This is a genomic window from Prevotella sp. E13-17 (genome assembly GCF_022024035.1).
Classification (GTDB): Bacteria; Bacteroidota; Bacteroidia; order Bacteroidales; family Bacteroidaceae; genus Prevotella.
On sequence record NZ_CP091787.1, the window covers coordinates 1,046,464 to 1,072,350 of the forward strand.

At 47.8% G+C, this 25,887-nt stretch carries 22 protein-coding genes; 16 read left to right on the forward strand and 6 right to left on the reverse strand.

Annotation, left to right across the window (positions count from 1 at the left end; all coding sequences use genetic code 11):
• Positions 1–8: 8 nt before the first annotated feature.
• Positions 9–797: a DUF3316 domain-containing protein gene (locus tag L6472_RS03770; protein ID WP_237807267.1), complete on the reverse strand. Its 789-nt coding sequence runs from the start codon at positions 795–797 to the stop codon at positions 9–11.
• Positions 790–3,534, reverse strand: coding sequence for a DNA gyrase/topoisomerase IV subunit A (locus L6472_RS03775; protein ID WP_237807268.1), 2,745 nt, complete (start codon positions 3,532–3,534; stop codon positions 790–792). Before L6472_RS03775 ends, L6472_RS03770 begins: the two co-directional genes overlap by 8 nt.
• A gap of 301 nt (positions 3,535–3,835) precedes the next feature.
• Here L6472_RS03775 and L6472_RS03780 point away from each other — a divergent pair, with 301 nt between their 5' ends.
• The 11 genes from L6472_RS03780 to L6472_RS03830 all read left to right on the forward strand — a co-directional run bounded on the left by L6472_RS03780 (position 3,836) and on the right by L6472_RS03830 (position 15,059).
• On the forward strand, positions 3,836–5,377 hold the full coding sequence (locus L6472_RS03780) for a glycine--tRNA ligase (RefSeq protein ID WP_237807269.1): 1,542 nt from the start codon (positions 3,836–3,838) through the stop codon (positions 5,375–5,377).
• Positions 5,378–5,986 carry an FKBP-type peptidyl-prolyl cis-trans isomerase gene (locus L6472_RS03785; RefSeq protein WP_237807270.1) on the forward strand — a complete coding sequence of 203 codons (609 nt, stop codon included), beginning with the start codon at positions 5,378–5,380 and terminating at the stop codon, positions 5,984–5,986.
• A 635-nt stretch (positions 5,987–6,621) separates the two neighbouring features.
• Positions 6,622–7,071: a hypothetical protein gene (locus tag L6472_RS03790; protein ID WP_237807271.1), complete on the forward strand. Its 450-nt coding sequence runs from the start codon at positions 6,622–6,624 to the stop codon at positions 7,069–7,071.
• A gap of 103 nt (positions 7,072–7,174) precedes the next feature.
• Positions 7,175–7,627, forward strand: coding sequence for a hypothetical protein (locus tag L6472_RS03795; protein ID WP_237807272.1), 453 nt, complete (start codon positions 7,175–7,177; stop codon positions 7,625–7,627).
• Positions 7,628–7,768: 141 nt separating this feature from the next.
• Positions 7,769–8,758 carry an acyltransferase family protein gene (locus L6472_RS03800; protein WP_237807273.1) on the forward strand — a complete coding sequence of 330 codons (990 nt, stop codon included), beginning with the start codon at positions 7,769–7,771 and terminating at the stop codon, positions 8,756–8,758.
• Between the two features lie 199 nt (positions 8,759–8,957).
• Positions 8,958–10,739 (forward strand): hypothetical protein, encoded by a 1,782-nt coding sequence (locus L6472_RS03805; RefSeq protein WP_237807274.1) that lies wholly within the window; start codon positions 8,958–8,960, stop codon positions 10,737–10,739.
• Positions 10,740–10,954: 215 nt separating this feature from the next.
• A complete protein-coding gene (locus tag L6472_RS03810; RefSeq protein ID WP_237807275.1) occupies positions 10,955–11,617 on the forward strand; it encodes a hypothetical protein in 663 nt (220 codons plus the stop codon).
• A gap of 40 nt (positions 11,618–11,657) precedes the next feature.
• On the forward strand, positions 11,658–12,104 hold the full coding sequence (locus tag L6472_RS03815) for an NfeD family protein (protein WP_237807276.1): 447 nt from the start codon (positions 11,658–11,660) through the stop codon (positions 12,102–12,104).
• Between the two features lie 35 nt (positions 12,105–12,139).
• Complete coding sequence (locus tag L6472_RS03820) at positions 12,140–13,093, forward strand: SPFH domain-containing protein (RefSeq protein ID WP_237807277.1); 954 nt, start codon at positions 12,140–12,142, stop codon at positions 13,091–13,093.
• Between the two features lie 146 nt (positions 13,094–13,239).
• Positions 13,240–14,046, forward strand: a complete 807-nt coding sequence (locus tag L6472_RS03825; protein WP_237807278.1) for an AAA family ATPase — start codon at positions 13,240–13,242, stop codon at positions 14,044–14,046.
• A gap of 17 nt (positions 14,047–14,063) precedes the next feature.
• Positions 14,064–15,059 carry a DUF4435 domain-containing protein gene (locus tag L6472_RS03830; protein ID WP_237807279.1) on the forward strand — a complete coding sequence of 332 codons (996 nt, stop codon included), beginning with the start codon at positions 14,064–14,066 and terminating at the stop codon, positions 15,057–15,059.
• Here the strand turns inward: L6472_RS03830 and L6472_RS03835 are convergent.
• From L6472_RS03835 to dxs, 4 genes are read right to left on the reverse strand one after another with little or no spacing between them, the layout of a single operon-like run.
• On the reverse strand, positions 15,050–16,009 hold the full coding sequence (locus tag L6472_RS03835) for a type I phosphomannose isomerase catalytic subunit (protein ID WP_237807281.1): 960 nt from the start codon (positions 16,007–16,009) through the stop codon (positions 15,050–15,052). The two genes, L6472_RS03830 and L6472_RS03835, sit on opposite strands and share 10 nt — an antisense overlap.
• A 32-nt stretch (positions 16,010–16,041) precedes the next feature.
• Complete coding sequence (locus tag L6472_RS03840; protein ID WP_237807283.1) at positions 16,042–17,499, reverse strand: TrkH family potassium uptake protein; 1,458 nt, start codon at positions 17,497–17,499, stop codon at positions 16,042–16,044.
• Complete coding sequence (gene trkA / locus L6472_RS03845; RefSeq protein WP_237807284.1) at positions 17,493–18,851, reverse strand: Trk system potassium transporter TrkA; 1,359 nt, start codon at positions 18,849–18,851, stop codon at positions 17,493–17,495. The genes L6472_RS03840 and trkA overlap by 7 nt, the downstream gene beginning before the upstream one ends.
• Positions 18,848–20,719 carry a 1-deoxy-D-xylulose-5-phosphate synthase gene (dxs, locus tag L6472_RS03850; RefSeq protein WP_237807285.1) on the reverse strand — a complete coding sequence of 624 codons (1,872 nt, stop codon included), beginning with the start codon at positions 20,717–20,719 and terminating at the stop codon, positions 18,848–18,850. The genes trkA and dxs overlap by 4 nt, the downstream gene beginning before the upstream one ends.
• A gap of 169 nt (positions 20,720–20,888) precedes the next feature.
• On the opposite strand from dxs, the gene L6472_RS03855 reads away from it, so the two are divergent.
• From L6472_RS03855 to gcvPB, 5 genes are read left to right on the forward strand one after another with little or no spacing between them, the layout of a single operon-like run.
• The gene (locus L6472_RS03855) at positions 20,889–21,602 is read left to right on the forward strand and encodes a lipoate--protein ligase family protein (protein WP_237807286.1); all 714 of its coding nucleotides are present in this window, start codon (positions 20,889–20,891) and stop codon (positions 21,600–21,602) included.
• A 34-nt stretch (positions 21,603–21,636) separates the two neighbouring features.
• Positions 21,637–22,737, forward strand: a complete 1,101-nt coding sequence (gcvT, locus tag L6472_RS03860) for a glycine cleavage system aminomethyltransferase GcvT (protein WP_237807287.1) — start codon at positions 21,637–21,639, stop codon at positions 22,735–22,737.
• A gap of 22 nt (positions 22,738–22,759) precedes the next feature.
• Positions 22,760–23,140, forward strand: a complete 381-nt coding sequence (gene gcvH, locus L6472_RS03865; RefSeq protein ID WP_237807288.1) for a glycine cleavage system protein GcvH — start codon at positions 22,760–22,762, stop codon at positions 23,138–23,140.
• A 16-nt stretch (positions 23,141–23,156) separates the two neighbouring features.
• Positions 23,157–24,467, forward strand: a complete 1,311-nt coding sequence (gcvPA, locus tag L6472_RS03870; RefSeq protein WP_237807290.1) for an aminomethyl-transferring glycine dehydrogenase subunit GcvPA — start codon at positions 23,157–23,159, stop codon at positions 24,465–24,467.
• On the forward strand, positions 24,464–25,876 hold the full coding sequence (gene gcvPB, locus L6472_RS03875; RefSeq protein ID WP_237807291.1) for an aminomethyl-transferring glycine dehydrogenase subunit GcvPB: 1,413 nt from the start codon (positions 24,464–24,466) through the stop codon (positions 25,874–25,876). The genes gcvPA and gcvPB overlap by 4 nt, the downstream gene beginning before the upstream one ends.
• Positions 25,877–25,887 lie beyond the last annotated feature (11 nt).

The following is a 25,887-nucleotide window of genomic DNA, read 5'->3' on the forward strand; positions in this document are numbered from 1 at the left end:
TCTTGTCGTTAAAAATCCTTGATGATGCCCAGCATGATCCGGTGCGACAGCACATGCTGTTTCAGGTGGTTTGCCTGCAGTTGCTGGTAGTCACCAAGATAACTCAGCGATAGCATGGTGGTGCGGTAGATAGGGTAGGCCACCATGAAGTGCTGACGGAAGTAGGGGGCAGACACAAAGGTCGTGGGAACGATGTTGTGGTCATAGTTGCCAAGCGAGAACATCTCGTAGTACGATTGACCGTAGTTGGGACTAAATGCTACACCTACGAGCGGCAGATTCAGCTCATAGCGAAGCAGTACGAAGCGTTTCCAGAGTGGGAACGTGTAGCTGGCAATGCCTGTTGGCATCAGTTGTAGTCCCGCCCTTGCTTGTGCAGGGTTATTAGAATTGGAGGTGTTATAGATGAAGCCCAGTCCCGCATTGACCACACCGCCAGCTTGAAGTGTCAGACTGCCGTTGAGCTTCTGCCATCGATAGAGGCGTCCCCAAGCAAAATTGAAAGCTCCCTCCACCTCGCTCTTGTCGCCCGAACGGTCTTTCGCCGTAGATAGGTTCAGCTGACTGTGCATCAGCGTGCTCCAGTCTGACGATGGCTTCTTTCTTTCTGAGGAAACTAGAATGCTGATGCCATCACCTTTGAACTTCTCCTGTGTGAGATAGGTGTCCAGAATGTTGGTCTCACCATAGCCCACCTGCAGGTAACGGGTAACGTGAACTGGTTCCTGCCCATTGGCCGTGTGGCCAACAGACAGGAACCAGCATAGGGCTATCAAGCATCTTAATTTATTATTCATCGTCGAAAAGTCTTAGTTGACCGGTCATCTCGTCAATCACCTGCTGTTGACTTTTGCCTTCATCAGGATCACTGCCTTCTCCTTCGTCGTCTGGGGTGTCGGTGGCTTCCGGTGTTTCGGGGGCCTCTGGCTCTTCGGGGAATCTGGTAGGCTCAAGTTCAACGATGCTCTCTATCTGATAGGTGCTGAGACGTTTGCCTTTAGCTTTGAAACCTTTGACCGAGATAAACTGTTCCGCATCGATCTCTTCCGAACCGCGGAACTCGTCGGCACCGCCATAGGTCACCTTGATGAGTGGATAGACCTGATCGCTGAGCAGAATCAGTTTTGAGGCAGGGTTCTCACCCAAGTAGTTCTGTTTGCGTTTGGTGGCTTCCATCAAGAAGCGCTTGACGTAGGGATAACCCTGATTGTCGGCATCGAAGAGCACGGCCGTCCATACCTTCTCGGGCATGAATTTCTCTATGCGCAGGATGTTCTCCTCGTAGTGGTTGTTCACGTCGAAGTTGGTCAGGTAGAATTCACCATTCGTCAGGACAACCAGTATCTGATCGTCATCGAAGAACTCGCCCAGCAGTCGTCCGTGCTCGTCGTAGTTGAGACGGTTCACGTCGGGATCGAACCACACCTTGCGTCCACCCAGTGTTGAGTGTCCCTGTGATTTCAGCGTGATGCGGTGTACGGGCTTTTTCGTCAGCAGATTACCCTTCGAGGCACGTCCCTTAATCAGCACTTCGGCAAACGAGCGTTCCAAGAAGATGCTCATGCGTGGGTTCTTGGCCTGGACAGAGGCGTCTAATGTCACCTTGATAACCTCCGCTTCACCATTAGGATTGGCCGTGAAGTACATGATCTTCGAGCCAGCGGTGCCTTGTGTCAGATCGTATTCGCGGTCGCGGGTGATACCCGTGATATTGAAGCGCTTAATATAGCATGGACCATTGCGGCCGTCGCGATATACTACGTTATAGATGGTGCGCTTGTCGTTTCGCTTGAAGACATCTATCCATAGCACGTTCTTGCCAACAAAAAGTTTCTCGGCAACGCGTACCACTTTGTACTTACCATCTTTGTAGAACAAGATGATGTCGTCGATGTCTGAGCAGTTGCAGACGAACTCGTCTTTCTTCAGTCCCGTACCGATAAAGCCCTCACTACGGTTGATGTAGAGTTTCTGGTTGGCTTCTGCCACCTTTGTGGCCTCGATGGTGTCGAAGTTGCGGATCTCTGTCAGTCGTGCGTGATCCTTGCCATACTTGTCCTTCAGGAACTGGAACCACGCTGCGGTCACCTCTGTGAGGTTAGCCAGGTCGCGGTCAATCTCGTCAATCTCAGCCTTGATGCGTGCCATCAGCTCATCGGCCTTCTCTTTGTTGAACTTCAGGATGCGTTGCATCTTGATTTCCAACAGTCGCAGAATGTCGTCCTTGGTCACCTCGCGCACCATCTGAGGATAGAAAGGCGTCAGTCGGTTGTCGATATGTTCGCAGACCTTGTCCACATTGGGCGCCTCTTCAAACTTCTTGTCTTTATAGATGCGCTCCTCGATGAAAATCTTCTCCAGCGAACAAAAATGCAGTTGTTCCAACAGTTCGCCCTTGCGTATCTCCAGCTCCTGACGAATCAAGTCCTTGGTGCGTTCAGCGCTATGAATCAGCACGTCGCTCACGGTTAGGAACTGCGGTTTCTCGTCCTTGATGACACAGCAGTTGGGCGAGATGTTGATTTCGCAGTCGGTGAAGGCATAGAGCGCATCAATGGTCTTGTCGCTCGAAACGCCGGGAGCCAGATGCACCTGTATCTCGACCTGTGCCGATGTCAGGTCGGTCACGTTGCGGGCCTTGATCTTACCTTTTTCAATGGCTTTCGTGATGCTCTCAATCAGAGTGGATACAGTCTTGGAGAAAGGCAGTTCGCGGATGACCAACGTCTTCTGGTCTAATTTCTCAATCTTGGCGCGCACCTTCACAACGCCGCCACGCTGACCGTCGTTGTATTTTGATACATCAATGCTGCCTCCTGTCTGGAAGTCGGGATAGAGATGGAACTCCTCGCCATGCAGATAGCTGATGGCAGCGTCGCAAATCTCGCAGAAGTTATGGGGCAGAATCTTGGACGACAGACCCACGGCAATGCCTTCGGCACCTTGTGAAAGAAGAAGGGGGAACTTTACGGGTAGGGTGATAGGCTCCTTGTTGCGACCGTCGTACGACAATTGCCATTCGGTGGTCTTAGGGTTGAAGACCGTGTCTAAGGCGAACTTAGACAGGCGGGCTTCGATGTAACGAGGGGCAGCGGCACGGTCGCCAGTCAGAATGTTTCCCCAGTTACCCTGCGTATCTACCAACAGGTCCTTTTGTCCCAGTTGCACCAGTGCATCGCCAATAGAGGCATCGCCATGAGGGTGAAACTGCATGGTGTGTCCCACGATGTTAGCCACCTTGTTATAGCGTCCGTCATCCATACGCTTCATGGAGTGCAGAATGCGGCGCTGCACGGGTTTCAGTCCGTCCTCAATATGTGGCACGGCACGTTCCAGAATAACATAGGAAGCGTAATCCAGAAACCAATTCTGATACATGCCGCTCAAGTGGTGAACCACCGAAGCATCGAAGCGGTTCACAGGCTTATAGTCAGAATGGCCCTCGGCGTTTTCTGGTTGATCAGAGTTGTCTGAATTGTCGGAAACATCAGTATTCTCTGACTTCTTCAATTCGTCTTTTATTTCGTCGTCCATCACTTGCTTGTTTTTCAGTTTGCTTGCAAAATTAAGGAAAAATAGCGAGAATGCCAAATTTTACACTAAGAAATCCCAATTCTGTTGTGCTGATGATGTATCAGAAAACCAGTTGTGTGGATTTGTTTTTATCACCCTCCATCCGCAAGTGATGCTCATTCAGAGCCGAATTGTGGATAGATGTATTAAATAATGTGTAGAAATGGTGGTTTTTTCACCGAAAATGACTACCTTTGCACGCAATATAATTAAATAGTTCAAAAACTTTAGAGAGAAAAAAGTAATAAATAAATATAAAGAAATGGCACAAGAAGACGTATTTAAGAAGATTGTATCGCATTGTAAGGAGTATGGTTTCGTTTTCCCGTCAAGCGATATCTACGACGGACTGGGCGCTGTCTATGACTATGGTCAGAACGGTGTGGAGTTGAAAAACAATATCAAGCAGTATTGGTGGAAGTCAATGGTCCTGCTGCACGAGAATATCGTGGGTATCGACTCTGCTATCTTTATGCACCCCACCATCTGGAAGGCCTCTGGCCACGTTGATGCTTTCAACGACCCCCTCATCGACAACCGTGACAGCAAGAAGCGCTATCGTGCCGACGTGCTGATTGAGGACCAGATTGCCAAATACGACGAGAAGATTCAGAAAGAGGTAGAGAAGGCTCGCAAGCGCTTCGGCGACTCTTTCGATGAGGCTAAATACATGGAGACCAGCGAGCGCGTGAAGGAGGCAAAGGAGAAGCGCGACGCACTGCACGCCCGCTATGCTGAGGCTATGCAGGGCCCCGACCTCGAGGCTCTGAAGCAGATCATCCTCGACGAGGAGATTGTGGACCCCATCAGCGGCACCAAGAACTGGACCGACGTGCGTCAGTTCAACCTGATGTTCTCTACCGAGATGGGTGCCTCTGCCGATGGCTCTATGAAGGTTTACCTGCGTCCTGAGACGGCACAGGGTATCTTCGTGAACTACCTGAACGTGCAGAAGACTGGTCGTATGAAGATACCTTTCGGTATCGCACAGATCGGTAAGGCTTTCCGCAACGAGATTGTGGCTCGCCAGTTCATCTTCCGCATGCGTGAGTTCGAGCAGATGGAGATGCAGTTCTTCGTAGCTCCCGGCACCGAACTCGAGTGGTTCCCCAAGTGGAAAGAGACTCGTATGAAGTGGCACCTGGCACTGGGCTTCGGCGCAGAGAACTATCGTTTCCACGACCACGACAAGCTGGCTCACTATGCCAACGCCGCTACAGATATCGAGTTCAAGATGCCATTTGGCTTCAAGGAGGTTGAGGGTATCCACTCTCGCACCAACTTCGACCTCTCTCAGCATGAGAAGTTCTCTGGCAAGAGCATCAAGTACTTCGATCCTCAGACCAACGAGAGCTATGTGCCCTACGTTATTGAGACCTCTATCGGTGTTGACCGTATGTTCCTCTCTATCATGTGTCACTCTTACTGCGAGGAGAAACTGGAGAACGGCGAGACCCGCGTCGTGCTGAAGTTGCCCGCAGCCTTGGCTCCTGTCAAGCTGGCTGTGATGCCTCTGGTGAAGAAAGATGGTCTGCCCGAGAAGGCTCGCGAGATCATCAACGACCTGAAGTTCCACTTCAACTGTCAGTATGATGAGAAAGACTCTATCGGCAAGCGCTATCGTCGTCAGGACGCTATCGGTACACCATACTGTGTGACTGTTGACCACGACACCCTGAACGATGGTTGCGTCACTTTGCGTTTCCGCGATACGATGGAACAGGAACGCGTGAAGATCAGCGACCTGGCCTCTATCATCGAGGACAAGGTTAGCATTGCAAGTCTGCTTAAGAAACTTCAATAAATGAAAATTCGATATTTTATCTTTGCTTGTCTCTCACTGCTGAGCTTTGCCTCATGCAGTGAGACCGATGGCGAGCCCGATGAATATGACAACTGGCAAGCCAGGAATGCGGTGTTCTTTGCCTCGCTGGAAGACTCACTGGCAGCAAAGCCCGGCGAGTGGAAGAAGCTGAAAAGCTGGTCTCTGCGTGAAGACACGCTGACGGCTTCCACCGATTATATCTATGCGCACGTGATGCCTTCTGGCATGGAGAGTGGCGAGACCACCAGTCCGTTCTACACTGACTCGGTGCGTGTGATGTATCAGGGACGCCTCATTCCTTCAGCATCTTATAGCGAGGGTTATCCGTTCAATACAGGAACCGTCTATGGTAAGTTCACACCTGTCACGGGTGCCACGACCAAGTTCCTCGTGTCGGGTCACACCGATGGTTTTGCTACAGCGCTGCAGAACATGCATCGCGGCGACTATTGGCGTATCTATGTACCTTCTGCATTGGGTTATGGCGACTATGGCACAACAGGTGTTCCCGGCTACAGCGTCCTGGTGTTCGACCTCTTGCTCATCGACTTCAGTCCTGCTGGTCAGGCAATGCCGGTCTGGAACTAAGAGATCATAGCAGATACACATCGTGTTATCATAACGCTTCGTCATTCATTTGAGTGACGGAGCGTTTTCTTTATAGCCCTTTACACCGTATTAATATAATGTAAAGGGCGCCAATACCGTTATTATTCCCCGACTATACCTATAGAATCATTCGGTGATAGTTATGCTTTCGTGCTGCTATAGTTTAACTTTTGGTTTGCGTCTAGCCCCTAGATGACTCGATTCTAGCCCCTGGTCGAAACGATTCTAGCCCCTGGATTGCCTATTTATAGACCCTAGATTGTCCATTTCCAGACTTTGGAATCAACATAAAACGGCCGCTATTGCATTCTGATAGAAGTTGTTTTGCATCTGAAAAGTGCCAATGTCGCGCTGTTATACTGGCTCTTTTAGATTGCATGACTTGTTTTTTTGCTTCCTGAAAGCACTGTTTACCACTATTTTATATAAAATGATGATTGAGTTGGTCAATCATTATATCTGTTTCAATAAAATTGATTACCTTTGCGTACAAATAATTAACATCACATCAATCTAAACTTAAAAAATTAAAAAGAAAAGACTACTTCTTTTTGTATTATTACTTTTTTACACATGGTGAACTTCCTCAGGGAAAGAAAGTTTTTAAATAAGAAATGAATATTATACTATCTCCAACATCTATCGGTGTAAGTCTCTGTGAGACCACCCTGAGTCATGACATATGTAAGTTATCTGAAGACATATATTTGTTCTTCAGAGATAAAACGTATTCTAAATTAGTAGAAACCTTGGAAGTAGAATTTTTCTGTGATTCTTATTTGAATCTATATAAAAGACCATATTATACGGAAAATATATCTAAAAAAATTCCTTCCTCAGAAGAATCATTCACGATTTATCATAAATTGGTTGTTGATATAGAAATACCCAAAGATGAAGTCTTACATGCTTCCAGTATAAGATTGTTGATTTTGAAAGAATTCATCAACTATTTCGCCAAGACCACTCTCCCTGTTAAGATTAGGAAGTCATTTGATAAGGATCGTTTTGTGGCAGACTTAAAGGCATTCTTCGATAGTTATTCTGCCTGGCAGGGTAAATAAATGAGCCATGAAAGGAAAAGCGTCATTTTAAAATACAAAAAGGTTGTCTCCCTCCAGAAAACAGAATATTTAGATAATAGGATTACTAAAAATGTAGTGTATTATGAAAATAATATTAAAGAATGTATTTGATGTTAATGTTGGGAAAAAACATCGCAATAATTTTGAAAAAATGAGTAAAGCATTGCAATCTTATTTTATGGAGCGCACGTACTCATCCATGTTAAACGAAATGGTTATAGATATGATATGCTCTATAGAGTTTAGAATGACATATCGGAAGAAGCCTGTATATTATGAGGACAAGCTAATAAAGGTGGACCCGGGTTATAGTGATGCAACATTTCGTATGTATCATTTGCTTTTTGTAGATATTCCCTTACCAGACGAATTTGCTACTTGTTCCGTGGATAACGCTGTCGCGATGATTGGAGATACGATGGTTAAGTATTTCACAGAAGTAAATCTCCCTGTTAAGATTAGGAAGTCGTTTGACAAGGATCGTTTTGTGGCAGACTTGAAGACCTTCTTCGATGGGTATTTGGAAAGTCGTTAAAGTCGGGGATAGATAATACGGTTTTAAAATAATATAATTGGAAATGGAAGGCGACATTGGCAATAAATGTGTCGGTTTCAATAAAAATGATTATCTTTGCAAGGACAATAAGAACTCATGTTCATCTAACAGAATAATGATATGATAAAAAACTGGATAGATTGGATGAAAGTTATCGGGATGTTCACCATTATTTGGGGACACTGCTTTCCTGTGCTTTTCTCTGATTTCCTATATGCTTTCAGTGTACCGCTGTTTTTCTTTATCTCGGGCTATTTGTCAAGATATGAACCAGACAAAGGCGTATTCTGGAAAAAGATATTTCAAAGATTGCTGGTGCCTTATCTGATACTGAGTGTACTGAAGGCTGCTCCCCATCTTTTCAGCGAGGATGCCCCTTGGTCGTTGCTCGCCATCATGACCGGATTCCATACGCTTCACGACGTGATGGGTTGCGGAAAACTTTGGTTTGTCTATACGCTGATCATCATCAAGGTGATAACGCAACTTACGAGGTATTCGCGCAATTCGAGGTACGTGCTGTTGGTGGTATCCTTGGTGGTGGGTATGGTGTGCCAGAGCTATTACCCTGATGGCATGTCGTGGGCTGTTGCAAATACGTTCCTGTCGTTGCCGTGGTTCTTGCTTGGCTACGAATACAAGTGTTTGCAGTGGGACACGAAGCTGACAGACGCTCTTCAGGAAAAATCCGTCTGGCTCAAAGGTATGCTTACCCTCTTATTGATGATATCGCTCTATGGCGTCAGCATGGTCAATGGCAGGGTACGCATGTATGAGGCAGGCTACGGCGAGAATATCTTTTTGTTTCTGTTGGGCGGTGCCATTGGCATTTTGGCTATCCGCATCATTTCTGAGATGCTTGGCCGTTACAGAAGCACGGCATTAAGTCTGCTGTCCATCGGCACGATTGTCATCCTGGCCTATCATCAGGATATCAATCACTCTATACTGAAGTTGATACGCCAACAGGAGTGGACGCCTCTGCTCGAGGATGCGGCAACGTTTGCGTGCAGCTTGGTTACCCTGTTGGTGTTCATCCCTATTAATTATGTGGTGTCGCACTATCTCCCCTTTATAATCGGAAACAGAAAACAGACACTCAATCAATAACCCTCCGGCAAGTGGACGTTCACCGTCAGGCTATGTACGATTATCATGGCATAGCCTGACGGTTCTTGATGGTCATTTTCGTAGAAAAGTGGCGTGAATTGTTTTAAACAGTAACTTTTTCTTGTGAGTTTGATAGTTTATTTGTACTTTTGCCGACGAATTAGGTAAAAAGATTCTATCAAACAAATCAAAAAATTAAATGATGAAACTAAAAGCTTTGATGGCAGCAGTGGTCGTATTGTGCACCACGCTTGCCGCTTGTTCGGATTCAGACGACAGTCGTGAACCCGAAGTGGTCGATATCACGGCCACGGAAGTAACAAACCTTACACCAGACTTCATTGGCACCATCAGTGGCATTGAGACGGGACAAAAGTTCGAGGGCGGCGAGACCGTCACCCTCACACTGACCCCTGGCGAGATACTGATGACGGGCTTTGCCGATTATCACATGGAGCATATCCATGTGCATGTGGGCGACCAGGTTTACATCCCAGAGTTCCCGGATCAAGCTGAGGGCAACGCTGATGAGGTGAAAATAGAGGTGACGGTGCCTCGCAAACCCTTCTCAGTGGTGGTTGCCTATGCCGTACAACAACAGTTTGCAGACGACGGACATACGCTATCTCTCGAAGACAACAAGGACGGCATTGAGCTGTTCGGTGTCAGTCAGGAGAAAACGTATAAGTATTTCGACTGCTACCTTCGTACACCTGAGGCCTACACCATCGACAAGGTGGAGTATAAGATGGGCGACGGCGAATGGCAAGACCTGACGACCAGTGTGGGATGCAGCTTCCAGCGTACAGCCATCGGCCGTGTCTATCAGGTGACGGTGCGCCCCGACTATCAGAACGTGACGGCCGATGTGACACTGCGTGTCAACGGTACGCAGCACAAGCGCAGCAAGATTACGTGGAAGAATACCGACTTTATCAACACGGAAGTACCCGAGGGCTACGAGCCCAACGTGCTGCCAGAGAGTGCTATTGGAGGCGATCGGGTGGTGGCATCGTTCTATACCAAAGACAATTACTATCTGGCGGGAGCCACTGCCAGCATCGACAACGTGACCCCCGAGTGCTTGCATCGTGCCTATGTGGTCTTCACCATGCCCGAAGAGGATGTTGAAATAACACTCGACTTCAAGGAGAAAATTGACGTGGAGTATGTGCTGGGCACACATTTCAAGAATGCTCAGTTCTATAGTGACAAGGATATCTACTATGGCGTGCCCGTGACAAAGGCCATCCCTGGCGACTATGTCTATCTGTTTGCCAATGCCGATAATGGCTATAAGCCTGCCACAGTCGTCAATAACAAGGGTGAGAAGGCAGACTTTGTGATCTATGGCGAAGGACTCGACCGCTATGCTTACTATGCCCAGGTGCATGTGCCCGACGATGCTACCAAGCTGACGGTCAATGCTGAGGCGGTGGCAGCCCACCAGGTGAGCGGCGACAATATCTCGTTTGACGGTGGTCACCTTTATGCCGCAGGCGAGACGGTCAACTTTACAGTGGTCGTTCCCTCGGGAAAGAAGATCAAGAGCATCAGTGCTGCCGATGCCAATGGTCATGACGTGACACTGACGATGAACGGTGCCTATGGTTCTTTCGTGATGCCTAATGGCGATGTGACAGTGACTGTCACCTTCGAGAATGTGGGGCAGGAGGGCAACGTCACCATTAAGGCGCTCTATGACGAGGATCAATACAGTGTGACATCGCAGAGCACCGCTTACTATGGTGCCATCGATGGCAATGGCATTCAGGTCGCAGCAGGCACCACACTCTATATCAGTGTGGTCGATAACTACGGTGAGGCTTTCTGGATAGGTGTGAAGATAGGCGACAGCGTGCAGTATTTCGAAGCTCAGGCGGACGAAGACACTGGTGAGTACACATTTGGTCGAAGCTTCGAGTTCAGTGCTGATGCCACCATCAAGGTCGGAGCCACCAAGACCACCGTGCTTTTCTAAACATCACTATTCACATACTAAAGTGCCACTTTACGCTGCGTAAAGTGGCACTTTTCTAAGAGTAAAGCGGTGCTTTTCTGTGCTTTTTTTATAAATATCTGTAAATGAATGTGTTGGCAGAATAGTTGCAAATTTTTGCAAACAAGGTTTTGAATTGCGAACTATTGCAAACGGAATTGTTTGGATAGTTCGCTTTTTTCGTGTACCTTTGCGACATGAATCAGATGATGACGATACTTCCACAGCGAGAACTGTTCCTGATAATAATAGGTGCAGTGACCTATGTAGCCCTGTTTGTGGTGACCTGGCAGAACAGCCGGCGCAAGGTGCTGATGCTGCAAGAGCGACTGAACAAGGTGCGTGCCATGCAGGAAGTGGCCGATGTAGAGGCCAACCGACAGAAGATTGAAGAACTGGAAAAGCTGATATCGAAGTTGGGATCAGAGAACTCTATGTTGCGTCTGGAACTCGAAGAGAAAAAGGCAAAGCTTGACTATGTCAACACGATGGCACGCATTGAGAGCGAGAAACGCGAGCGTGCCGAGGGCGACATCTTTGGTTCGGCCATCTATCTGAAGATACAGCGACTGGCCAGCGAGGGTCGAACGATGGGCGAAGAAGACTGGCAACAGCTGGCTATGCTGGTGGATGGTGTATATACGGGATTCTCGGAGAAGTTGTATAGCCTATACAAGTTGTCGGTTTACGACTATCATGTGTGTCTGCTGGTGAAGGTTCATATCCTGCCCAAGGACATAGCCCTGCTGACATCACATTCCAAAGAGAGTGTTTCTACCAGTCGCAGCCGCCTCTATCAGAAGGTGTTTGGCAAGAAAGGTTCGGCCAAAGACTGGGACGACTTTTTGTTGTCGCTATAATATATAAATAATGTATAACCATCATTAAAAGTAGAAAGCTATGATTGATTATCTGTTGGCCAATATGTGGCAATTATGGGCTGTACTAACAGTTGTAGGCCTGATACTGGAATTGACATCAGGCGACTTCTTCCTTATGTGTATTGCAATTGGTGCGGCAGGCGCAGCCATTGTAGCGCCCTTCGCTAATATCTATGTGCAGTTGGCCGTCTTTGGTGTGGTCACGCTGTTCAGTCTGTTTCAAGTGCGCCCCTTTGTGCTACGCTATCTGCATAGAAACGAGAAGCGGCGTGTAAGCAATGCCGATGCTTTGTTGGGACGTGAGGGCCGTGTGACAGAGCCTATCAAGGCCGGTGGCTATGGCTATGTGGCAATCGATGGCGACCTGTGGAAAGCCGTCACGTCGGACGACATGGAGATTGCCATTGACACCCGTGTGAAGGTAGTGGGGCGTGAGAGCACCATTATCACCGTAGAAAAACTATAAAAAAAACTATATTAACAACATTAACTTTATTAATTATGGACATTACGCTTTATTTTTTCCTCGCATTGGCTTTTGTAGCCATTTTGATTGTGAAGAAGGCTTTGGTGATTATTCCTCAGTCAGAGACTAAAATCATTGAGCGACTGGGTCGCTATCATGCCACACTGGAGGCTGGTGTAAACTTCATCATCCCCTTCATTGACAGCGCGAAGAACATTGTGGTGCTGAATCACGGACGCTACTCTTACTCTTCGACCATCGATCTGCGTGAACAGGTGTACGACTTCCCTTCACAGAACGTGATTACGAAGGATAATATCCAGATGGAGATTAATGCACTGCTGTATTTCCAGATTGTGGATCCTTTCAAGGCTACCTACGAGATAACCAACCTGCCTAACGCTATCGAGAAGCTGACACAGACCACACTGCGTAACATTATAGGCGAACTGGAACTGGACGAGACACTGACCTCTCGCGATACGATTAACACAAAGCTGCGCCTGGTGCTGGACGATGCTACCGACAAGTGGGGCGTCAAGGTGAACCGCGTAGAGCTGCAGGATATCACACCTCCTGCTTCCGTACTGTCTGCCATGGAAAAGCAGATGCAGGCCGAGCGTAACAAGCGTGCACAGATCCTGACATCTGAGGGCGAAAAGGCTGCCGAGATTCTGGCATCAGAGGGCGAGAAGACGGCAATGATCAACCGTGCTGAGGCTGCCAAGCAGCAAGCTATCCTGACTGCCGAGGGTGAAGCTCAGGCTCGAATCCGCAAGGCTGAGGCCGAAGCGCAGGCTATCGAGCTGATTACTCAGGCCGTGGGCAAGAGCAGCAATCCTGCCAACTATCTGTTGGCGCAGAAATACATACAGATGTTGCAGGAACTGGCTACGGGCGACAAGACGAAGACGGTCTATCTGCCATACGAGGCTACCAACTTGATGGGCTCTATCGGTGGTATCAAGGACTTGTTCAAGAGCGAATAAGCATTCGTAATGATAAGCTAAAGGCATCACTGACAGGTGGTGCCTTTTCTTGTTTTTTAGGGTTTGGGTGCCATCTTTTTGGTCGTTTTCTTTTGCACAATAGAAAAAAGTTGTATATTTGCGTCATAAATAGAAATCTGAAACTTATGCCGAAATTTGCAGATTATATCCGACGCATAGAGATTGATGCTCTGTGGAGCGGTAAGAAACACATCGTGTGGGAGCTGGATCCGCACGTCAATGTGCTGAGTGGTATTAACGGCGTGGGCAAGAGCACCATCCTGAACAAGGTGTTTCGCAGCGTTAATACGAATGGCGACGTGGTGAACAACCTGTTGAAGGGCGTCCATATCGATGTGGAACCAAGTGATGCAACGCATGTGAGATTCGATATTATCAAGTCGCTGGACAGTCCGGTACTTGATATGGAAACCATGAATCTGGTGGACTCGCGCATCAGATCGGCACTCGATTTCCAGCTATATCATCTGCAGCGTAAGTTCCTGGACTACCAAGTGAACATCGGTAACCGTATTATCGTTGAGCTACAGCGGGGCAATGCCGATGCTGCGCAGCAGTTGTCGGAAGCAAAGAAACGCTTTCAGGATATTGTTGACGACCTGTTTGCCGAGACCGGAAAGAAGATTATCCGGACGGAAAACGAAATAAGATTCTCGCAAATCGGTGAGACGCTGGTGCCCTATCAGTTGAGTAGTGGCGAGAAACAGATGCTGGCCATCTTGCTGACGGTACTCGTGGAAGACCAGCAACCCTATGTGTTGTTTATGGACGAGCCTGAGGTGAGTCTGCATATGGAATGGCAAAAAAGATTGATTGACCTGATTATGGAACTGAATCCCAACGTACAGATACTGCTGACGACACACAGTCCGGCAGTGGTGATGAACGGATGGATGGACAAGGTGACGGAGGTCAGCGATATTACGCTTTGAATGGATAGTTGAAGACCATGGCTTATCGGCTAAAAGATAATCTCAGCAGTCAGTATTTCGAGGCAGCCAATGCGCTGACATCGAAGCGTGCGCGGCGTAGAATCGTAGCTTATGTGGAAAGTTATGACGATATCTACTTCTGGCGGACGGTGCTGACGAGGTTTGAAAATGACAAGCGTTACTTCGAGGTGATGCTGCCATCGAAGGTAAATCTGATGCGAGGCAAGAAGTCGGTGCTGATGAATTTCATTGGCGAAAATGTAGGTCCAGACATGATTGCCTGCGTAGATGCCGACTATGACTATCTGTTGCAGGGCATCACGGAACAGTCGCGTAGGGTGCTGAACAGTCCTTACGTGTTTCATACCTATGTGTATGCCATCGAGAACTTCCAGTGCTATGCCCCGTCGCTGCACGATGTATGTGTGGCTGTGACGCTCAACGATCATCGCATCTTCGACTTCAACGAGTACTTCCGTCAGTACAGCGAAGCATGTTTCCCTTTGTTCGTATGGTCTGTATGGGCCTACAGGTCGGGACACTATCCTAAGTTCTCGCTCACGGAGTTCAACCGCGTGGTAGATCCGGGGGGCTTCGCAGTGCAATATCCAGAGAAGTCTATCGGCAATGTGCAGCGTAAAGTACGCCAGAAAGTGCGCGAACTGCAACGTCAGTACCCTAATAACAAAGAGGCTTATCTGAAGGTGAAGAACGATATCCTGCAACTGGGCGTGACACCGCAGACCACCTATCTCTATATGCAGGGGCACCACCTGTTTGACAATGTGGTGGCTCCCATCGTTAGTAAGGTGTGCAACCTGCTCCGACAGGAACGCCAGAATGAGATATACCATGCACAGGCTCACAGGACACAGAAGAGAAACGAAATGTCCTGCTACGAAAACTCGTTGCAGGACATTAAGGTAATGCTAAAGAAAAATACTGCTTATCAGCAGTGTGATCGTTTTCTGCAATTGCAGGAAAACGTGGAACGCTTCCTCAATCAAACGTAGGTTTCCAGGAATTTAACGGTACCCTCAACCTTTACTTCTTTTGCCGTGGCTGGAATCAGCACGGTTTCACCGGCATTCAGACTGACGGTCTTGCCGTCTGCAGTCAGCGTGCCTTCGCCCTTCAGACCAATAAGGATGACAAAAGAGTCGAGTTCGCTATAGTCAAGCATCATGGGTTCGTCGAGATCGTAGATGGCAGTGGTGAAGTAGGGACATTGTACTACCTGTTGGGGAACGTTCTTCTCCAGTTGATACTCTGTGCGATAGTTGGGCAACACGGTGTAGTCAATGCTCTCTGCGGCCTCCTTGGTGTGCAGTTCGCGATAGTTGCCGTTTTTATCCTTGCGCTTGAAGTCGTAGATGCGGTAAGTGACATCACTGGTTTGCTGTATCTCGGCAACGAAGCAACCTGCACCGATGGCATGAATGCGACCGGCGGGAATAAAGAATACGTCGCCTTCGCTCACTTCATAACGTGCCAAGGCATCGGTGATGGTGTCGTTCTCCACCATCTCTTTATACTGCTCGGGGGTGATTTGCTGCTTCAGTCCGTTGTAGAGTTGTGCACCCTTATCCGACTCAAGGGCCACCCACATCTCTGTTTTTCCGCGAGACTTGCCCTGACGATGAGCAATCTCGTCGGTGGGATGCACCTGGATAGAGAGATCCTGACGGGCATCGATAAACTTGATCAGCAGTGGGAATTCGTCGCCAAAGCGTTCGTAATTCTCTTGTCCAACCAGTGCTCCTTTCTGCTCGCGTACCAACTGATTCAGGCTTTTGCCTTTCTCTGTACCATTGGCCACGATGGTCTCGTTGTCCTTTACTCCTGAAATCTCCCAGCTCTCTCCAACATTCTCGAGGGTAGAGTCCAAATGTTTGAATGCTGTAATCTTTTCACCTCCCCAAAGTGTTTGCTTCAAAAGGGGTTCAAATTTAAATAATTCCATTGTTACTATACTATAAAGCTTTTTGTTAATAATTAGTTCTCTTTCCAAAAACTTCTGGTGAACAGCAGCAGTACTGTCATAATCTCCAGTCGTCCCATGAGCATCAGCGGACAGAGTATCCACTTGATATAGTCGGGAAGTGCTGACCATGACATCACAGGACCTATCTGGGTGTCCAGCGTAGGCCCTACATTACTTACACAACTTAGTGCTATAGTGATGGCATTGGTGTTGTCTATGCCTGAAACAATCATGATGGTGGCGGTGACTAACATCATGACTAAGGTTAGCGTAAAGAACGCAAACAGGGTCACCAGCTTGGATTGGGGAATGCTGGTGCCATTGACTTTAACCGGAAGAACAGCATTTGGGTGCAGACTCTGACGGAAATTGTTGCGTATCACCTTTAGCAACATCACACCTCGAATACACTTAAAGCCTCCGCTGGTGCTGCCAGCACATGCACCAAGATACATGACAACGCCAAGGATAACCCACGTAATGTGTGGCCATGCACCAGCATCATCGTTAAACATTCCAGTGGTTGTGATGAACGATACTACCTGAAACAATGCACTGCGGAATGCATGCTCTAAACCATAGCCCATGCGTGTCAGCAACAGATACATAATCCACAGGGTGGCAACAACAACAACACTGATATATAACTTAAACTCTGAATTTGTAAACAGAGTCTTCAGTTTCATCTTGACAAGGCTGATATACAGCAGGGTGAAGTTGATACCCGACAGAAACTGGAAGGTGATTGAGATATAATCAATGGTGGGCGAGTGGAAATATTCCGTGCTGTCATTATGTATGGCAAATCCACCAGTGGCGGTTGTCGTCATGGAGTAGTTGATAGCCTCAAACCAATTCATGCCGGCTGCCCAATAAGACAGAGCGCAACCGAAGGTGAGAATAAGATAAATGCTCCATATCCACTTGGCAGAAGTGGTTAGTCGTGGGTGCATCTTGGCCTTGATAGGACCTGTGGCCTCGGCGGCAAACACTTTGACACTACCGCCAACCAGCGAAGGCAGAATGGCAATGGTGAAGAAAACGATTCCTAATCCGCCAATCCATTGTGTCAGCGAGCGCCAGAAAAGGATAGCATGTGGCAGCACTTCTACATCGTCTATGATGGAAGCACCGGTGGTCGTAAAACCTGATGTGGACTCAAAGAATGCGTCAGTAACATTGGGAATGCATCCGTGTATGAGAAATGGCAAAAGGCCAAAGATGGAAAAAACAACCCATGCAGCAGTGACAACGAGGTATGCATCTCTACGACTCAGGCTATTGTCGGCGTTGCTACCAAAAAAAAGAAAGACGAATCCGCTTGCAAAAGTAATCAGCAGTGAGAGTAGAAATGCCATCAAGTCGTCCTCATGATAGAAAAATGAGATGCCTACACAGAGCGACATGAACAGCGACTCTATGAACAGCAGTGAGCCAATAATCTTGCTGATGATACGGAAGTTTACCATATCGAGTTGTTCTTGAAGTACTTTTCTAATTTATTCAGCTTGTGTTCGTGGCAGAACACCATGACTGTGTCGCCAGCCATAATCTGTGTGTTACCATTTACCAACAAGCCTTTGCCGTCACGTACAAGGCCACCAATGGTGACACCGAATGGCAGACCGAGGTCTTTCACTGGGTGGCGTGTCACCTTTGACCCCTCTGAAGCAATGAACTCAGCCACGTCGGCTTCGACCATCATGAGCGAACGCATGTTCCTGACATCGGCTTTTAGCATCATCTGGAAAATATGGCTGGCAGCAACGGTCTTCTTATTGATAATGGTTCCGATATCTAAGCTCTCGGCCATGGAGACGTAGTCTAGATTCTCAACCATGGCAACGGTTTTGCGAACACCCCACTTCTTGGCTGCCAGACAAGCAAGGATGTTGGTCTCGGCATTACCAGTCAGTGCGACAAAGGCTTGCGTGTGCTTGATACCTTCTTCATTGAGAAGGCCTGGGTCGCGACCATCGCCGTGGATAACCATGGCATCTGACTCGCTCAGAAGTGTGTTTAGTCGTTCGCAGCGTTCTGCAGAGTTTTCGATAATCTTGACGTTCATATGGTCTGGCATAGCCAAGGCTGCTCTTACGGCAGTCTTTCCGCCGCCCATAATAATGACATTATGAACATCTTCATAGTGCTCTTTGCCTACAATCTTTCTGATATAAGGAATATAGTCCTGTGTTGTCATGAAGTAGGCTAAGTCGTAAAGCTGGAGTTCATCAAAGCCTCCAGGGATGATGGTCTCGTCGCCTCGCTTGATGGCAACGATATGATAGGGGTCGTCAGGACCGCAAAGGTCTTTTAATGGCTGGTTTAAGATCTCGCAACCTTCGCGTAACTTGATGCCAAGCATCACCAATGCGCCATCGTGAACGTCCCATCGCTGACGTACCCACGACATTTTCAGACCGGTAATAATGTCGCGTGCGGCCAGCACTTCGGGGTAAACCAGAGAGTCAATGCCATGATCGCGGAAGAATGGTTGGTTCTGTGGATGCAGGTATTCGTAGTTGTCAATACGGGCTACCGTCTTCTTAGCTCCTAAAGCGTGAGCCAACATGCATGCGTTGATATTGCGACTCTCATAGCGTGTAACGCCAACAAAGAGATCGGCGCTGCCCACACCAGCATCCTTCAGCGTCTTAATACTGGTCGGTGAGGCACAGACGGCCATGATGTCATAGGTGGAATCAATACCTCCCAGACGCTCCTCATCATCGTCAATGAGTACGCAGTCGTGATTCTCCGTAGAGAGTAATCGTGAGAGATGCTTGCCAACAGCACCTGCTCCTGCAATGACTACTTTCATTTTAATATCTCTTTCTTAATACTTTCGTTGTCGATCCCCACAATCTCTCGCAATTGTTGGATGGTGCCATGCTCTACAAAAGCATCGGGAAGACCCATGCGGGTAATCTGTGGAGTGTAGCCGTGGTCGCTCATCCATTCCAGTACTGCGCTGCCTAACCCACCGTTTCGCACACCGTCTTCGATGGTGATGATGCGCTTAAACTTCTGTCCGACTTCGTGAAGCAGATTCTCATCAAGTGGCTTCAGGAAACGCATGTCGTAGTGTGCTACGGACTTTGTCGTAATCGAGTCTATGACTTTTGCAACGTCATTACCGATGGGGCCGATGCTAAGCACTGCTACATCATTGCCATCACGCAGTTTGCGACCTGTTCCAACGGCAATCTCTTCCAGTGGACACCGCCAGTCAACGATGACACCGCGACCGCGCGGGTAGCGGATGACAAAGGGACCTTTGCCTGGTAACTGTGCAGTGAACATCATTTTGCGCAGTTCGTGCTCGTTCATAGGCGAGCAAATCGTGAGGTTGGGGATAGGACGAAGGTAGGCCAAGTCGAAGGCACCGTGGTGTGTGGGACCGTCTTCTCCCACCAAACCGGCACGGTCAAGGCAGAGCACAACGGGCAACTTCAGAATGGCAACGTCATGAATGACATTGTCATAGGCACGCTGTGCAAAGGCACTGTAGATATTGCAGAAAGGCAATTTGCCCTCTTTTGCCATACCAGCGGAGAATGTAACGGCGTGTCCTTCGGCAATACCCACGTCGAACATGCGCTCGGGCAGCTCCTTCATGGCTATGTTCATCGAACAGCCTGTGGGCATAGCGGGGGTTACACCGACAATCTTATCGTTCTGTTTGGCCAACTCTAATAGTGTATGTCCAAAGACTTCCTGGAACTTTGGTGGCATGTTCTTTGTGTCACCGCTAATCAATTCGCCAGTTTCTGGGTCGAACTTGCCGGGCGCATGCCACACGGGCTTGTAGTTTTCGGCAGGGGCATAGCCGTGTCCCTTTTTGGTATGCAGATGAAGAAGCTTTGGCCCTTTCATGTCTTTCAGCTGGCGCAAGATACGTACCAGCTCTTTTACGTTGTGACCATCAAATGGACCAAAGTAGCGAATGTTCATGCCTTCGAAGATGTTCTGCTGTTCAGAGATAACGCTCTTCAATGCATTCGACAAGCGAATGAGCCCTTGTTTGCGGGCTTCGCTAAGCAATCCGTTGCTGGCAAGCCAACGGGCAGCTCTGAAACGTAATGCATTATAGGTCTCGTTGGTGCTGAGACTCAACAGGTATTCCTTCATGCCGCCCACCGAACGGTCGATAGACATGTCGTTGTCGTTGAGGATAATCAGTAGGTCGTTGGGGATTGAAGACACATTGTTCAATCCTTCGAAAGCCAGACCTCCGCTCATGGCACCATCGCCAATCACCGCTACCACATGTCGGCTGTTCTGCGAAGCCACAGCCATACCAAGGGCTGCTGAGATAGAGTTGGAAGCATGACCACAGATAAACGAGTCGTATTCACTCTCCTCGGGCGAGGGAAATGGCTTGATGCCACCCAGTTTACGGTTGGTTGAGAACTTGTCGCGACGGCCAGTCAGGATCTTGTGTCCATAGGCTTGGTGGCCTACGTCCCAGACAATGCGGTCTTCGGGTGTATTGTACACATAATGGAGCGCAACGGTCAACTCAACAACTCCTAAACTTGAAGCCAAATGTCCTGGGTTTACTGATAGTTCGTTGACAATGTCTTGTCTTAGTTCAGAACAGAGTTGCTGCAATTTGTCCGTGCTAAGTGAACGCAGTTGACTTGGGTCGTCTATTGTGTTTAGTATTTCAAGTTTATTTTGTTCCACGATTTAAGTGTAATCCTTTTATGCTGCAAAGTTACAAACATTCAGTCATATATCAAAATGAAAGGTACTTTTTTTTCTCTTTGTCATAATAAAAGTAGTGGATATTCTTGGCGGGTTCGTAATATTTTTCTATATTTGCAGACAGTTTAAGCTAGCCTGAAATTAATATATGAAGTACATTTCGCTACCAACCGATGATGAGGAAAGACGTTTGTCGTTCTATCTTGCAATGGAAGAGTATGTGGCTCGCCGTTTTAAGGAGGACGATCTGTTCTTTATGTGGCGGGTGGCGCCTAGTGTGATCTTTGGTAGGAATCAGGTGATGCAGAACGAGGTGAACCTGGATTATTGCCGTCAACACCATATTCATATATACAGACGCAAGAGTGGTGGAGGCTGTGTGTATGCGGACCGTGATAATCTAATGTTGTCTTTCATAACTTCGGGCGACAACGTGGCTTTCAACTATAATCGTTTTATGGGGATGATCTTGTTGGTGCTCAGAAAACTTGGCATCCAAGCCACCAGTACCCAGCATAATGACGTGATGATTGGCGACAGAAAGGTGAGTGGAACAGCCTTCTATCAGTTGCCCGGACGTTGTGTTGCACATGCCACTTTGCTCTATGATACCAACATGGAGCACATGCTTAATGCCATTACTCCCAGTGCTGATAAACTACAGAAGAAAGGCATTGAGAGCGTGCGACAGCGCATCACGCTGCTGAAAGACTATACTATGCTGACAGCAGAGCAGCTGATTGCTTTTATTAAAGCGGCACTTTGCACCGAGGAAAGTAGCCTTTTGCCCGATGATATCCGTGAGATAGAGAAAATAGAAGAAGGATATTTGCAAGAAGAGTTTATCAACCGAATACTTTAATAACATCATTTTAAATATACTAATACTAAAAACAATGGCTATAAAACAAGAGAAAGAAGAACAGGAGAAAAGGACGTGCCTCTACGACCGCCATGTGGCTGAGGGTGCCTATATGACTCCTTTCGCAGGCTTTATCATGCCTATTCATTACAAGGATATACAACTTGAACACAAAGCCGTACGGCATCAGTGCGGACTCTTTGACGTCAGTCATATGGGCGAGGTCACCGTCAAGGGATGCCAGGCAGAGGCTTTCGTGCAGCATCTCTTCACCAATGACATTGCCGGGGCCCCGATAGGAAAGGTTTTCTATGGCATGATGTGCTATGAGCATGGTGGGACGGTCGATGATTTGTTGGTGTATAAGATGGGTGAGAACAATTTCTTCCTTGTCATCAACGCTGCCAATATTGATAAAGACTGGGCATGGATTCAGCAACAAGCAGATGGCTACGATGTGGAGTTGGCCAATAAGTCTGACTACTACGGTCAGATTGCTCTGCAGGGGCCAGAGTCTGAGCATGTGATGGAAACGGTGTTGAACATTCCTTGTCGCGAACTGAGTTTCTATACTGCAAAGTCTATCGGTGATATAATCGTTTCGCGCACCGGTTATACAGGTGAGGATGGCTTTGAAATCTATGCCCCTCACGCCTATATTCAGGAGTGTTGGGACAAGCTGATTGCAGCAGGCGTTCAAGCTTGCGGACTAGGTTGTCGCGATACGTTGCGCTTCGAAGTGGGACTTCCTCTTTATGGTGATGAACTTTCGGAAGACATTTCGCCCGTGATGGCGGGGCTTACGATGTTCGTAAAGTTTGATAAGCCCGAGTTTATCGGACGCAGTGCACTCTTAAAACAGAAGACAGAGGGCGTCGCTCGTAAACTGGTTGGTATCGAGCTAAAAGACAAAGCCATACCTCGTCATGGCTATGAGGTGCTGAAAGATGGTGAGACAATCGGCGAGGTGACGACAGGTTATCATGGCATTTCTGTGGATAAGAGCATCTGTATGGCCCTGATTGATAGTCGCTATGCAGCGCTCGGAACCGAGGTTGAGATTCAGATTCGTAAGAAGACCTTCCCGGGTGTGATCGTTAAGAAACGTTTCTATGAGAAACATTATAAAAAGTAAAAACCTTAAAACTAAAAGAATTATGGCAAAAGTTATTGAAGGACTCTATTATAGTGAGTCACATGAGTATGTAAAGATTGAAGGTGATTATGGCTATATAGGTATCAGCGACTATGCTCAGCATGCTCTGGGCAACGTGGTCTATGTTGATATGCCCGATGTGGATGATGAAGTGGAAGCCGGTTCTGAGTTCGGAGCCGTGGAAAGCGTCAAGGCCGCCAGCGATCTCATCGCTCCTGTTAGTGGCGTTGTCGTAGGGAAAAACGAGGCTCTCGACGATCAGCCAGAGCTTATCAATCAAGACCCCTATCAGAACTGGATTGTCAAGGTAGAGCTAACGGACAAGACAGAGCTCGATCATTTGATGGATGCTAAAGCCTATGCAGCATTCTGTGAGCATTAACTCATAATTCAAGACTATGCATAAGTATTTTCCCCATACGGAAAGCGACCTGAAAGACATGCTCGCCCAGGTGGGCGTGTCTTCTCTTGATGACCTCTATGCAGAGGTTCCTCAAGAGATTCGTTTCCAGGACGACTATCAGTTGCCATCGGAAATGAGTGAGTTAGAGGTCAGACAGTTGTTCGAACGCCTGGGTTCGCAAAACCAACAGTTGGTATGTTTTGCGGGGGCTGGCGTCTATGACCATTACACACCATCGGTTATTCCCAACTTGTTGCAGCGCTCAGAATTCCTCACCAGCTACACGCCTTACCAGGCAGAGATATCGCAAGGCACGCTTCACTATATCTTTGAATATCAGTCTATGATGACAGAGCTGACAGGTATGGATATCTCTAATGCCTCGATGTATGATGGAACCACAGCAACTGCCGAAGCAGTGATGATGGCTGTGGCTGCCGGAAAAAAGCAAAACACAGTACTTGTCAGTGAAACTGTTGATCCCAAGACCCTTGATGTCGTGAAGACGTATGCCCATTTTCATCATATTGACATCGAGATGATTCCTGCCAAGGATGGCATCACAGACCTTTCAGCCCTCCGTTCTCAGTTGTCGGCAGGTAATGTGGCTGGCGTTGTGGTTCAGCAACCCAACTATTATGGCATCATAGAAGACTATGAAGGCTTTGCCGATGCTATTCACGAGCAGAAGGCACTCTTCATTATGAATAGTATCATTGCCGACCTTGCCTTGCTGAAAACACCAGGAGAATGGGGCGCAGACATTGCTGTTGGCGACGGACAGTCGCTGGGCATTCCCATGCAGTGGGGCGGTCCATACGTAGGGTATATGTGCTGTACAGAGAAGTTGATCCGCAAAATGCCGGGACGTATCGTCGGAAAAACACTAGACAACCGTGGGCAACGTGCCTTCGTCTTGACGTTGCAGGCACGCGAACAGCATATCCGTCGTCAGAAAGCAACATCGAATATCTGTTCCAATCAGTCGCTGATGGCGCTCTTTGTCACCATCTATTGTTCGCTCATGGGTAAACAGGGACTGAAGAAAGCGGCAGAGCTGAGCTATGCTGGTGCCCATTATTTGTGTGATGAACTGTTGAAAACCAATCACTTTACTCTGGCTTATCAGCAACCATTCTTCAATGAATTTGTGGTGTGCTACGATGGTGATTTGGACGCTTTGCAGCGCCGGATGTTGGAACATGGCATCTTTAGTGGCATCAAGGTGGCAGACCATCAATTGATGTTTGCCGTTACAGAGAAGAGAACAAAGGAAGAGATTGATAAACTGGTTGAACTATTATGAATAATCGATTATACGGAAACTTGATTTTCGAACTTTCACAAGAGGGACGTTGTGGCTATTCTCTTCCACAAAATCGTTTCGGCAACTACGAATTGCCTGTCTCGATGAGACGTGCAGAGGATGCTCAACTGCCAGAATGCGATGAGATGACGGTGGTGCGTCACTACACCAACTTGTCGGCCAACAACTTTGGTGTGGACAATGGCTTCTATCCACTCGGCTCTTGTACGATGAAGTACAACCCTAAGATTAACGAGGAAATGGCTGCTTTGCCTCAGTTCTCTGGTTTGCATCCTATGCAACCTGCAGAGACAACACGTGGCGCAGAGGCTGTTTGCACATTACTTTGTAAGTCGCTTTGCGAGCTTACGGGCTTGCATGCTTTCACGCTGAAACCCTTTGCCGGTGCTCATGGTGAGTTGACGGGACTGATGGTCATCAAGAAATACCACGAAAGTCGTGGTGATGAGAACCGTCGATTGGTCATTGTACCCGACTCGGCCCATGGTACCAATCCCGCCAGTGCTGCTGTTTGTGGTATGGACATTATAGAGGTGAAGTCACTGCCTGATGGTACCGTCGATGTAGAAGCCTTGAAGACCTTACTGGCAGAACATGGGATGCAAGTAGCAGCTATGATGATGACCAACCCTAATACGTTAGGACTGTTTGAACGTCAGATTCCTACCATTGAGAAAATGGTTCACGCTGCAGGTGGGCTAATGTACTATGATGGCGCCAATCTTAATCCAATGTTGGGGGTTGCCCGTCCTGGTGATATGGGTTTCGATGTGATGCATATCAATTTGCACAAGACATTCTCTACACCTCACGGCGGAGGCGGCCCTGGTGCGGGTCCTGTTGGTGTGCGCAAGGGGTTGGAATCGTTTTTCCCCAACGTGTCGCCCTATCATGGAAACTTTGCTGTTGCGATGCGTGCCTATGCCTATATCCTTTCACTGGGACGCGAAAATCTAAAAATGGTTGGCCCACTTGCTACGCTCAATGCTAACTATATCAAGGAATGTCTGAAGGATGTTTATGAGTTACCAATCGATGGCTTGTGCAAACACGAGTTCGTATTTGATGGTCTGAAGGATAAATCAACCGGTGTCACGACAATGGATGTCGCCAAACGCTTGTTGGATTATGGCTATCATGCGCCTACCATCTACTTCCCATTGCTCTTCCATGAAAGTTTGATGATAGAGCCAACAGAGAACGAGTCGAAGGAAACAATTGATGGCTTCATTCAAGTGATGCGACAAATTGCTGAGGAGGCAAAGACAGATCCAGAACTTGTGAAGTCGGCACCTCATAACACGCCTATCGGACGTGTAGATGACGTCTTGGCAGCAAAGCATCCTGTTACGACTTATCGCCAACTCCAGTCTGATTGCATTCAATGATCAAAAAGAAT